This window comes from Candidatus Poribacteria bacterium (genome assembly GCA_016866785.1).
GTDB lineage: Bacteria > Poribacteria > WGA-4E.
Genome location: VGLH01000126.1, coordinates 1 through 11,507, shown reverse-complemented (window position 1 = coordinate 11,507; position 11,507 = coordinate 1). Strand labels below are relative to the sequence as shown.

Below are 11,507 nucleotides of genomic sequence, written 5' to 3'. Positions count from 1 at the left end.
TCGCCGTCGGGGCAGCGGTCTCTTCGGTGGTCGCCTCCTGCTCAGCCCCGTAGGCGTTTTCTCCGAGCGTCTCCGACAGATCGAAGGTCTCCAATGCCGCCTCTGCCGCAACCCAGTAGCGCGCGTTCTCCAGGTCCAGCACGACGGCATAGCCCACGCCCTCAGTCGTCGCCGTGTCGCGGGCGAAAGCGCAAGTGCCCTTCAGCGCGTCGCCGCCGCTGACGAGTTTGCGTCCCTCGGTGAAGGATCTCAGCGACGGCGACGTCACCGCGAGGAGCACCGACACGATGGCGAGTACGACAAGCACTTCGACCAGCGTGAAGCCAGCGTCTACGCGAGTACGCAGGTTTCGCATGCGAGCGCCCTTAGAGCGCCTCCTCCGACTCCCCGTAGTTGGAGATGTCGGCAGCGAAGTCCTCGCCACCTTCCTTGCCGTCCTTGCCATAGGAGGTCAAGTCGTACGCGTACCCGACGTCTTGGTGATCGCCTGGGTAGACGTAGACGTACGCGTTGCCCCATGGATCGGACTTGAGGCTGCCCGGCATGTAGGGTCCGAGCCAACCGACCGCCGTTTCAGGCTCGGTGTAGAGGGCATCCAAGCCGTCTTCGGACGCCGGGTAGTCGCCCGTGTCGATGGCGTACTGCTCCAGGGCACTGGAGAACTCGCGCATCTGCACGCGCGCCGCCGTCACCTTGGCTTGGTCGATACGGCTCAGTACCGTAGGCGACACCACGGCGATCAGCACGCCGAGAATGGTGATCACGACGAGAATCTCGACGAGCGTGAACCCGTCGTCGCGTCCCCGATCACCACGGACGCGAGCCTTGATTCGGCTGCGGAGCCAATCGAGCCGGTCGCGCAAACGACGCATTCGGATCCCTCCGTCCGTGCCGGCGCGTTCGCGCCTGATTAGCGAAGCATCTGGGACAGGTTGAAGATCGGTAACACGATCGCCAATGCGATGAACACGACGATCCCCGCCATGAACAGGATCAGGAGGGGACCCAATGCCGCCACCATGCGTTCGAGCGAGCGTTTGATCTCTCGGTCGTAGTATTCCGCCAGGCGCGCGAGCATCTGCTCCGGTTCCCCGGACTCTTCGCCGATGGCGAGCATGTCCGTGACGATGGGAGGGAAGAGCCCGCTCTCCGACAATGGACCGGAAAGATTCGACCCACGCTCGATCTCCGACGCTGCGACGCCGAGGGCCTCTTCGTAGGAGACGCTCCCCACGGTGTCCTTCGCGATCCGCAGCGCTGGAAGCAGCGTCACTCCGTTCTCCATGAGCGTGCTCATCGTCTGCATGAGCCGCACCAGCGCGAAGTTGCGGACGACGTTGCCGGCGAGCGGGAGCTTCATGCGCAATCGGTCGAAGACGCGCTTGCCGGCTTCCGTCCGGGAGTATTGGCGCGCGGACACTGCAGCGATCACGAGTATCGTCAGCAGGACGCCGGGCAACGGGATCCCGCTCCAGACCCAGGCGACGCCGTAGGGCGACCTGACGAAATCGACGCCCCCGATCAGGAGTCGCGTGTAGATCGGTAAGGCGACGCCGACATCCTGGAACATGACGACGAACCGAGGAATCACGAAGAACGTCAGCGCGACGATGATGAGCCCGACGAACCCGAGCAGAATCATCGGGTAGATCAGCGCGGAGGTCACGGAGTCGCGGAGCTCTCGCTGCTGCTTCGTGAAGTCCGCCAATCGCTGAAGGACGACGCCCAGCACGCCGCCTGCCTGTCCCGCCTCCACCATGTTCACGTAGAGCGGGGAGAACAGCTTGGGATGCCTGCCCAACGCGTCGGCGAAGCTGCTCCCGTGCTCGACGTCATATCGAATCTGCTCGACGACCTGCCGCAGATACGGATTCGGCATCTGCTCGCCGCAGACGCGAAGGGCGCGGTCGATCTGGACGCCTGCGTTGACCAGAGTCGCCATCTGCAGCGTGAAGAACTCGATCTCCTTGGCGCGGATGCCGGTGCCCAACCGAAGACGGCGCTTGACCTCCGGAGCCGCCTCCTCGATGTGGGTGGGGAAGTACCCCATTCCGCGTAGCCGCGCGATCAGGTCCGACGGCGACGTCGCGTCCATCGTGCCGTGCATGACTTGACCGGCTGCGGTCGTGGCTTCATACGCGAATCGTGGCATCGTCTGACCTACTCAGCGCCGAGCATCGCGGCTTGGCTCTCGTCTTCTTCCGGAGTCAGTCGCCGCACTTCCTCGACGGACGTGATACCCGCCAGCGCCTTACGCCAACCGTCCTCGCGCAGCGTCCGCATGCCGAACTTCCTGGCAGAGCGGCGCACCTGCGCCACCGACGCGTGCTGAACCGCCATGTCGCGCAGGGCTTCGTTCATCACGATCACCTCGAAGATGCCGATTCTGCCGCGGTACCCGGTGTTCCGGCACTCAGGACACCCGACGGGAATGGGCACGCGCCAAGCCGGATCAGCGAGGTCGGGCTCGATGCCCATCGCCTCGAGTTCCTCGGTCGTCGGGACGCGACCGCGCGAGCAGGAGCGGCAGATGCGTCGGGGAAGTCGCTGAGCGATCACGCCTTCGAGCGTCGACGCCACCAAATAGGGATCGATGCCCATAGCGACAAGTCGCGTCATGGCACTGGGCGCATCGTTCGTATGCAGCGACGAGAAAACAAGGTGACCGGTCAGCGAGGTGTGAATCGCCATCTCGGCAGTCTCGAAGTCGCGGATCTCACCCACCATCACGATATCGGGGTCCTGACGCAGAATGTGCCGCAGCGCCGCTGCGAACGTGACGCCGATCTCCGTGTGGATGTTGATCTGGTTGATGCCTTCGATCTCGTACTCCACCGGGTCTTCAATCGTGATGATCTTGGATCCGATATCGTTGATCTCTTTGAGGCAGGCGTTCAGCGTCGTGGTCTTGCCGCTTCCGGTGGGGCCCGTTGCCAAGACGATGCCCCATGGCTTCCGAATCATGCGGCGGAAGTCGTCGAGGTTGTCATCCATGAGACCGAGTTGGGCAAGCCCCATCGAGATGACGTTCTTGTCGAGGATACGCATCGCGACGCTCTCGCCGTGCACCGTGGGAACCGTCGAGATACGCATGTCGATCTCGCGGCGTCCGAGCGAGGAGATGCGTCGAGCGATGTGCCCGTCCTGCGGTCGTCGGGTCTCGGCGATGTTCATGTTCGCCATCAGCTTGATGCGCGAGATGACCGCCGACTGGAGGTGCTTCGGAGGGGAAGGGCGCTGTTCGAGCACACCGTCGATCCGGTAGCGAATCTGGACTTCGCGCTCGAAGGGCTCGACGTGGATGTCCGTCGCGCTTGCCCGAACGGCGTCGATGATGATTTGGTCGACCGCGTGGCGAACCGTCGGGCTCCGCACCAGGTCGTCCGCTTGGAGCCCGTAGTCGTGGATGTCTTCCACGGCTTCGAGCGCCACCGCCCCGGCGGGACCGGAGAGGTCGCCTCGGATGAGCGCTTCGGCGCTCTTCCCGTAGTAGCGTCGGATCGCGTCTTCGATGTCGGACGCGTCCGCAAGCAGAGGATGAACGTCGGAGCCCGTGACGAGTCGGATCTCATCGACCAGCTCCACGTCGAGCGGATCCTCCATCGCAACGTAGAGCGTCCCGTTGTCCGATGTGACCGGTACCACGCGCTGCTTGTAGGCGTAGCTCGCGAGCATCCGCTCCGTCGCTTCGGGGTCGGCCGGACGATCCCTCAGCGAGATGCAGCCAGCGCCCATCTCTTTGGCTCGCCGAGCCATGGCGATCTCGGACTCGGAGGCGTAGGCGCGCAGAATCTCTTCTTCCGACTCGTCAGACGCGCGGGCGGCTTCGAGCTGCGCACGCGCGGCTTGGAGTTCGTCTTCGGTCAGCATCCCGGCGTCGTTGAGGATGTCGAGTAGGCTCTTGCTGCTCATCGACAACACCGGTTCGTCTCCTTCGCCCCGTGCCGGTTCGGTCCGCTATGACGCCGCAATCGCTCTCTATAGACGCGACCCTATCGGGATGGTTTACGGTGCGAGCCTATGCGGGAATGCCTCCGAGACTCAGCAACTCGACGAGTCGCTCGTGGCGCACGCCGTTGCTCACCAGGTACTCGAACGGGGCTCCTTGGAACGCGTCGTCGGATGCGCCGACCGGGAACCGAGGGGATCCGTCCCATCGCGTCACGGTTCCGCCCGCCTCTTCGATCAACACTGCCCCGGCTGTGACATCCCATAGCTTCGTGTAAGGGTCTAGGGCTGCCGCCAAGATGCCGTCGGCGATGTAGGCGAGGTGCAGCGAAGCGGCTCCCAGGCTCCTGCCCTTGTAGGTCTCCGAGAGAAGCACCAGGCGCTGCCGCATGACGTCCCCGGACACGGCGACCGGCGCAATCGGGTCGAAGGGATCAATGTCGGACACCCGGCACGGACGACCGTTCCTGAAGGCTCCGCCGCCGCGCGTCCCTCGGAACATGTCGCCACGAATCGGGTCATGAATGACCCCGACGACAGGGCTCCCGTGGTGGAGGAGCCCGATGGACACGCCGAACAACCCCAAACGCGCGGCGTAGTTCGCGGTTCCGTCGAGAGGATCGACAATCCAGCACAGCCCGTCGGAGCGGTCAGCGGCCGATTCTGCGAAGCCGTATTCCTCGCCGTAGACCGGGATGTCTGGGTGAGCCTTCGTCAGTTCCTCGCGGATGAGCACCTCTGAAGCCCGGTCGGCTTCGGTGACGATGTCGCCGATTCCCTTGTACTCGATGGTCTCGATTCGCTCGAAGTGCCGGAGCAGCCCTTCGCCGGCTCGCCGGGCAACGCGCTCTGCCGTGTTCGCGTACTGGATCAGGTCCATGGGTCCCTATCAATGAGCAGGGACGGAACCCGAAGGTCCCGTCCCCAGCCATGCCGTCGTCGTTGCGTCACTTGGGCGCGCTACCGGCTATCTTCACTTGCTCGCGGACCTGCTGCATGGCGCGGTCCGTGGGATTCACCTTGAGGTATGCGTCGTAGACCGCCAACGCGGCAGCGGTGTCGCCGGCGTCCATATAGATGCTGGCAAGCGCCGTCAGGGCGTCGGTGTTGGATGGGTTCAGCTCGAGCGACTTCTTGAACTCAGCCTCCGCCGTCGCTGTGTCCTTCTGGGTGACCGCGTGCAAGCCCGCCGCGTAGCGGACACGGTCGTTGTCGGGATTCGCGGCAACGATGGCTGCCAGATCGGTCGTCGCCTGCTCGAGACCGCTTCCCTTGCGTCCCTGGGACACTGCCTTCATCGCCGAGGCGTAGGCTTTCTCCGCGTCCGTCTGCCCCTGGCGGATCGCGAGGTTGAACTGCGACTGGGCGTTCAAGTAGTAGCCGTACTTGAACGCCAGCGAAGCCAACTCGACCGATGTGGCGTAGGAGCCCTTCTCCTCGACGGCGTCTTGGAACACGTAGCTCCGCTTCCGCTGTCCCGCCCGGTAGTAGAGCGTTGCCGCCATGTTCTGGAGGGCGTCACGGTAGGTCGGATTCGCCGCGATGGCGCGTTCCAGGTACTGCACTTCAGAAGGCGTATCGCCCAGCTTCTGGTATGCCAGTGCCATGTTGTAGAAGATCTGGGCGTCCTTGCCCTGCGAAATTCCGATGATTGACGTCCATGTGTCGATCGCCTTCTGGTATTCGCCAGCGCCGTAGTCGACCAGGCCGCTGTCGATCACCTGATCGACGACGTTGGGATCCTTGAGGAACGCCTGCTTGATCAACTCGGTCGCGCGGTCGTGGAGGCCCAGTTTGCCGTAGACATCCGCCAGACCTTTCAGACTGGATCCGAGGTTCTCCCACGCCCCCTTCCGGTTCCGATCCTCCTCGGCCAACTGGATCGCGCGCTCATAGAGCGCCCCCGCTTCGCGGTACATCTCGGACTGGTACATGGCGACCGCCATCATGAACATGGCATCGTAGCGGGTACCCTGAGCGTCGCCGCTGCTGCCCATCTGCGGCAGCAGGTCGTCTGCGTTGACGCCGAAGACACTCGTCGCCGCCTGTTGCGCGGCTTCTTGCTGGGCTTCGGCTGTGCGGTCGCGCTGTCGCACCGCTTCGCGGCGTTCGGCGAGCCGCTGCTCGCGCGTCATCGTCGCCGGCGTCTCAACGACCGGCTGCGGCACGGACTCGCCCTGGCTTTGGAGCTGCTGGCGCGCGATCTCGACCTGCTGAGCCAGTTCTGCGTTGGCTCCGAAGTCGCGCACGACGCGCTGGAGCGTCTGTACGGCCTCGGCTTGCTTGCCGGTCTGTTCGAGGATTTTCGCCCGGCTCAGCAAAGCCGCTGGCGCGTTCGGATCGTTCGCGTGAAGCTGAGAGAAGGCGTTGTAGGTCTGTTCGGCTTCCTCGAGGCGGTTCGCCACTTCGTACGTCTTCGCCAGCATGAGCTGAGCGTCCGCGCCGAACTTGGTCATCGGCGAGTCGTTGAGGACGCCGCTGAACTGCGTTGCTGCCTGGTCGTACTCCTCAGCCTTGAAGTGGTGCAAGCCCAGGCGGTAGCGCGCTGTGAGTCCCTCGTCGCTCTTCGGAGCCGCCGAGGCGACTGCCGTCCATGCCTCGACCGCCTTGTCCGGCTGACTCAGGTTGTTCGCGTACGCGTCGGCGATGCGAAGCTGAGCCTGGTGCGCGGCGGGGGTGCCAGGCTTGGTTGCAGCGATCTTCTCGTAGACGGCGATTGCTTGAGCGTATTCGCCCTGTTGTTCGAGCTGAATGCCCTGTTTCAGCGGGCTCGCGCATCCGGAAAGCCATCCCATCACGATCACAGACGCAAGCGCCGTCGCCGTCGTCGCCACGGATCGGCGGGACCTGCGTCGTCGATGCACATCTGTCCCTGACACGGCGACTCCTCCTCTTGCCGTTACCATCGTCCAGGCGCAGGCCGATACGGGCCCACGCAAGCAGAATAGCACGCGGGCGATAGTGCGGCAATCAGCGCGCCGGCAGACGCATGGCACGAACGCGCAGCGCGTGCAGAGCGATGAACGCGGTGCCGACGCCCAACCACGCAGCAGCCAACGCCTCGGGTGATGCGATCCGCACGGCGTACTCCGCGTACGGCAGCTTGCCGTAGAAATAGGGCGTCCACAGGATGCCTTGGAGACCCAGAGCGGAGATGACCCCCGCCGCCGGATGGATGTTGAGAGCGACCGCCAGCCAGCCGGAGGTCTCCGGAAGCGCCGACGGTATCCAAAGAAAGCCGGTCACAATCGGCGTGAGGGCAATCAGCCCGATAGAAACGGCAGCCCGGTCGGAGCGGAGACACGCCGCCGCCGTGCCTCCGACGCCGACGGCTGCGAGCAGGACGGCGGCGAGCACCGCGTGCGCGCGGATCATCGACGTGACGCCCGTCTGATGGCTCGCCAACGACCATGCGATGGACCCGATCCCTCCGAGCGCGCCCACGACCCCGAGGCTCGCCAGACGCCACACGTACGGTCCGTGAGCAATCGCGAACGGCACGGTGGGCATCGACAGCATCTCGCCGCGCCATTCTGTCTGCTGCAACGCGGAGGACGCCCCCGTCCACAGCCCGCCGAGCACGGCGCACGCCACCAAGCCGATGATCGATGTCTCCAGGCGCGACCCGAGGCTGAGTCCGCGACATGCAACCGACCACACCACGACCGTCGAGACGTACAGAACGGTGTCGCAGACGACTCGGCGTAGGAACCAGGATCGGCTATGGAGCATTCGAGGGTCGAATCAACAGCGTTACTGGCGTGCCGATTGGGGGAAGGAGCGCGGCGTTGGGTCGATACGCTTCGTCGTTGGAACCTCCGGGCAGCGGATGGTTCAGGATGGCGTCAGGATCACGGTACGTCGCCACGAGGCTCTGCGTCGCATCCGCCATGAACGTCCTGCCCTGCACACGGCTTCCGGTGAACACCCAGTGGGTCGCCTCCATAGGCTTCTGGCGCTCGACATCGACCAGCAGGTCTTCGGCGCGGTGGTCTTCAGGCGCTCCGCCGCGTTTCCATTGCACTCTCAGGTCCACTGGATCGCCAGCGGGGACCCGACCATCCCCTTGCGTGCGCAGGTTGTTGCTCGGTTGAAGTCCCAGTGCGAGCAGCGCGGTCTGGAGATGGAGCGGCTCCACGTCCAGAGTCAGCACCGACTCGTGTACCTTGCCCAGCGGTCCAACGGCGAAGTATTCCACGAAGCCGCCGGTCAGACGCGTCTTGCCGGGAACGGTCACCTCTCGACGGTTCCTGTCCAGTACCACAGTTCCGATCTGGTAGACGTTCGGCGAGAGCTCCTTGAGCTGCGTTCGAGCCCGCTCCTCGGCGCTGGACGTCGCCGGAGCAACGTCGACACGAACGGACGCCACGTTGTTGGTCCGATCGTATTCGGACACGGCGTGATCCGGGTCGACGACGACGAACACGTCGTACTTGCCCGTCGCGGGCGCCTGCCAGTTCGCATCGGCGGTCGCGTCCGACCTGCCGGTCGGGAACATCACGCCCTGACGGACGATCTGCTTGCCTCCCCGCGCCGGGTCGCCGTTGAAGACGCCCACGCGCACCAAGTCGATGGGCGTGCCAAAGTTGGTCAGCGTGAACCGGATGGACATGGGTCCACCCTCGACCGGAGCGCTGGGAGAGATGCGGATCGAACTGGGAACCACGCTCAAGTCGGGACGGTACGGCTTCGGCGTGTAGCGCGACAGGAACAACATCCCGAAGCAAGTCGTGTTGAACGCGTCGCCGTTCTCCTCCCATCGTCCGTCGGGGTACTGGCTGGCGACGAAGTAGTTCGCCATCTCCTCGTACCAGTCGTGGGTTCCCAGGCGATCTTGGGCAGGGGGCGTATCCATCGCGCGCTGAATCGCCAACAGGAAGTAGCTGTGCCAACTGAACGATCCGGGATTGCTCGTGACCGTGTAGTGGTCCGTCAGCCATGTCAGACCCCGCACGGCGACAGGATCGTCTGAAAGGACGCCGATCATCTTGAGCCCCATGAGCCCCGTGGCGGTCATGCTTCCGTAGGGGCCCTCCGCCCACGGGCTGTCGACGAGGTTGTAGTTCCATCCGCCCAGATGGTGCTGTGTGCTCCGAACCCAGTGCTCCGCCTTCTCCCATACGACGCGCGGAATCTCGGCTCCCCACTGCTTCGCGGAGTAGAGCGCGTAGATGGCGTAGTGCATGTGCGCGCCGTCCGCCGTGAGCCCATAGCCCCAACCACCGTCATCGCGTGGATCATGCCCCTTCTCGACGCGAAGCTGTTTGTCGACGAGTCGATCGACGGCGAACCGCACACGCGAGAGGTGCGCATCGCGGTCGCCTGTGGAGACGAGCGCAGGAATGATGACGGCGAGGTCGTACACGTCGAACGCGTTCCAGTCGCGGGCAAACAGGTACCGCAAGGCTTCGGCGATGGGAGGATCAGATGCTTTCATGCCGGATGCGATCAGCGTCAGGATCGCCAGCGAGGTCGCTGCAGGGCCCGCCTCCGTCGGACTCCAAGCAGGCGATGGCTTCTTGGTCGTCGGCAGTCCTGCAAGGCTCAGACGGCAGATGATGCAGTTGGGGACAATCGCGGGATTCTCGACGCCGTCCTGGGGGCAGCGGACGATGATCTCCCCCTGTTGATCGAGGAGCCAGCGACGCGCCGACTCGACCGCCTGCTGGCGCTGCTCCGGCGTACTCGACGGGAAGGAGCGCGCGGCGACGGTCAGAGGACGCGTCGCCTCGTTGTTCGCGCGGCTGGTCTCCTCGACCTTCGACGTGGCGGGGTCGGGATTGGCAATCGCATGGATCATGAATCGCCCCGTCCTGGGGCGGAACCGGGCCCGTATGCCCTTCTCCTCGCCCGGCTTGAGACCCGCCTGGGACTCGATCGCCATGATCTGAAGCGCCCCGGCGTCTGGATCGCCTTCGAAGAACCAGACGTCTACATCGCGGTTCTCCGTGAGCGGATCCGTCCCGACGTTGCGCACGACAGCGGTGATCGTTACGGGATCGCCTTCGCTCGGAGCCTCGTTCGAGAAGCGCAGCTCGCGGATCGTCAGATCGACGCCTGCACCGGCGATGCGGGCAACCAGCGAGAACGTACAGGTCAGCAACATCCAGCGACAGAAGTGGGATCGCACGGACGGCATCCTGAGCGAGTCATTGCCGACGCCGAGCACTTGTCCTCGACTCGACGAGTATACGCTGAAGCGATGAAGCACGGGAAGTGTGCCTCCCCGTGCTTCACGTGCCGGTACGAACCGTCGTCCTCGTTCCTGGGTGACCTCGCTAGCGGGCGTCCTTGAGTTCCGCCCACCGCATCGACGCCTTGCCCGACGGCTCGACGGCGGTCGAGCCACCGCCCAGACCCAGCATGACCTTCGCGAGATCCGCCGGAGACATCGCCGTGTTGGCGACGAACACTTCATCCATCGCGCCGGAGAAGAACGACGCCTTCGACGTGCTTCGCCAGCCGATGTCGAGTGTCGGCACGTCGGCGACGTCGACGTTGATCTTGCCGCTGCCGGCGATCTCGGCGTCCAGCTTCCCGTTGACATAGAGCTTCGCCGCGGCGCCATCGTACACGGCAGCCACGTGGCTCCACGCGTTCAGAGCGACGGGCCCGACACCGATGTGGTCCTTGACGCGGTACGTCGTCCACACCGGCTTGGCGTCGGAGAATCCGAGTTTCCATGAACCGGCAGGTCCGTCCATCTCGACGATGTTCGACCAGCTCGTCAAAGCGGTCGGTCTCACCCACGCGCCGACCGTCATGGGTTCCTTGACCTTGGCGAGCCCGGCGGTCTTGGCGAACGCGATCGCCGTCGCACCGTCGAACGAGAACGCCTTGCCCAACTTGCCGTCGACGGTGGCAGCTTTGCCGACGACGTTGCCGGAGCCGCCCTTCGCGTCCTTCACAGTCGTGCCGGAGTCCGCATCGAACGTCGCAAGGAAGATGACGTCCGCACTCGCTGCCGAGGCGATTGCGAGCGCCGCCGCAACGCCGAGAGCGATCCGAAGCGCATGTCGCTGCTGTGCCATTTCGAGTGCTCCCTATCCGCCTATCTTGCCTTTATCGCGCCCCAGGTCGTCGATGTCTTTCCCTGCGCATCGACGGCGAGGTTGATGCCGCCCATCAGCGTGTTGATCTCCTTCTCGCTCTTCACGACGTTGGAGATCCATAGGTCATCCAAGATTCCGCTGAGGTACGATGCCTTGGATCCGCTGCGCCAACCGACATCCAGCGTCGGCGTTCCGGCGTCTGCCGTCTTAATCGTCCCGGCGCCGGGTTCCTCCTTGTCGAGCTTGCCGTCGATATACATCTTGGCGCTCTTGCCGTCGTACGTGTAGGCGACGTGCTGCCACTTGTCGAGCGCGAGATTCGTCGCGCCGTTGTGGTCCTTGACGCGGTAGGTTGTGAAGACCAGGAGGGCGTTGTTGAACCCGACCTTCCACGCCGCGTTCGCGGGTCCATCCATCTCGACGATGTTGGTCCAGCCGGTCAGCGCGATCGGCTTGACCCAGGCGCCGACGCTGATGGTCGAATCGAACTTCGCCAGGATGTCGGAC

10 protein-coding genes are annotated in these 11,507 nt (G+C 64.4%); all 10 read right to left on the bottom strand.

Annotated features, from left to right (window positions below):
* Window positions 1-445, bottom strand: a 445-nt coding sequence (locus FJZ36_15410) for a prepilin-type N-terminal cleavage/methylation domain-containing protein (protein ID MBM3216287.1), incomplete at its 3' end; no start/stop codon positions are given.
* Entirely contained in the window at window positions 366-872 is a 507-nt protein-coding gene (gene gspG / locus FJZ36_15405; GenBank protein MBM3216286.1) for a type II secretion system protein GspG, read from the bottom strand. The genes FJZ36_15410 and gspG, both read right to left, overlap by 80 nt.
* A gap of 38 nt (window positions 873-910) precedes the next feature.
* The gene (locus FJZ36_15400; protein ID MBM3216285.1) at window positions 911-2,152 is read right to left on the bottom strand and encodes a type II secretion system F family protein; all 1,242 of its coding nucleotides are present in this window, start codon (window positions 2,150-2,152) and stop codon (window positions 911-913) included.
* A gap of 8 nt (window positions 2,153-2,160) precedes the next feature.
* Entirely contained in the window at window positions 2,161-3,921 is a 1,761-nt protein-coding gene (locus FJZ36_15395; protein ID MBM3216284.1) for a type II/IV secretion system protein, read from the bottom strand.
* Between the two features lie 97 nt (window positions 3,922-4,018).
* Entirely contained in the window at window positions 4,019-4,828 is an 810-nt protein-coding gene (locus FJZ36_15390) for an inositol monophosphatase (GenBank protein MBM3216283.1), read from the bottom strand.
* 67 nt (window positions 4,829-4,895) lie between these two features.
* Window positions 4,896-6,854, bottom strand: a complete 1,959-nt coding sequence (locus FJZ36_15385; GenBank protein ID MBM3216282.1) for a tetratricopeptide repeat protein — start codon at window positions 6,852-6,854, stop codon at window positions 4,896-4,898.
* A 64-nt stretch (window positions 6,855-6,918) separates the two neighbouring features.
* The gene (locus tag FJZ36_15380) at window positions 6,919-7,680 is read right to left on the bottom strand and encodes a hypothetical protein (protein ID MBM3216281.1); all 762 of its coding nucleotides are present in this window, start codon (window positions 7,678-7,680) and stop codon (window positions 6,919-6,921) included.
* A complete protein-coding gene (locus FJZ36_15375) occupies window positions 7,670-10,366 on the bottom strand; it encodes a hypothetical protein (GenBank protein ID MBM3216280.1) in 2,697 nt (898 codons plus the stop codon). The genes FJZ36_15380 and FJZ36_15375 overlap by 11 nt, the downstream gene beginning before the upstream one ends.
* A complete protein-coding gene (locus FJZ36_15370; GenBank protein ID MBM3216279.1) occupies window positions 10,227-10,979 on the bottom strand; it encodes a LamG domain-containing protein in 753 nt (250 codons plus the stop codon). The genes FJZ36_15375 and FJZ36_15370 overlap by 140 nt, the downstream gene beginning before the upstream one ends.
* A 20-nt stretch (window positions 10,980-10,999) precedes the next feature.
* Window positions 11,000-11,507, bottom strand: a 508-nt coding sequence (locus FJZ36_15365) for a LamG domain-containing protein (GenBank protein MBM3216278.1), incomplete at its 5' end; no start/stop codon positions are given.

What these genes read in the sequence shown, in the direction of transcription:
- FJZ36_15380 (MBM3216281.1), bottom strand. Translation starts at nt 7,680, where the DNA reads ATGCTCCATAGCCGATCCTGGTTCCTACGCCGAGTCGTCTGCGACACC.
- FJZ36_15375 (MBM3216280.1), bottom strand. Translation starts at nt 10,366, where the DNA reads ATGAAGTGTTCGTCGCCAACACGGCGATGTCTCCGGCGGATCTCGCGA.
- gspG (MBM3216286.1), bottom strand. Translation starts at nt 872, where the DNA reads ATGCGTCGTTTGCGCGACCGGCTCGATTGGCTCCGCAGCCGAATCAAG.
- FJZ36_15390 (MBM3216283.1), bottom strand. Translation starts at nt 4,828, where the DNA reads ATGGACCTGATCCAGTACGCGAACACGGCAGAGCGCGTTGCCCGGCGA.
- FJZ36_15370 (MBM3216279.1), bottom strand. Translation starts at nt 10,979, where the DNA reads ATGGCACAGCAGCGACATGCGCTTCGGATCGCTCTCGGCGTTGCGGCG.
- FJZ36_15400 (MBM3216285.1), bottom strand. Translation starts at nt 2,152, where the DNA reads ATGCCACGATTCGCGTATGAAGCCACGACCGCAGCCGGTCAAGTCATG.
- FJZ36_15385 (MBM3216282.1), bottom strand. Translation starts at nt 6,854, where the DNA reads ATGGTAACGGCAAGAGGAGGAGTCGCCGTGTCAGGGACAGATGTGCAT.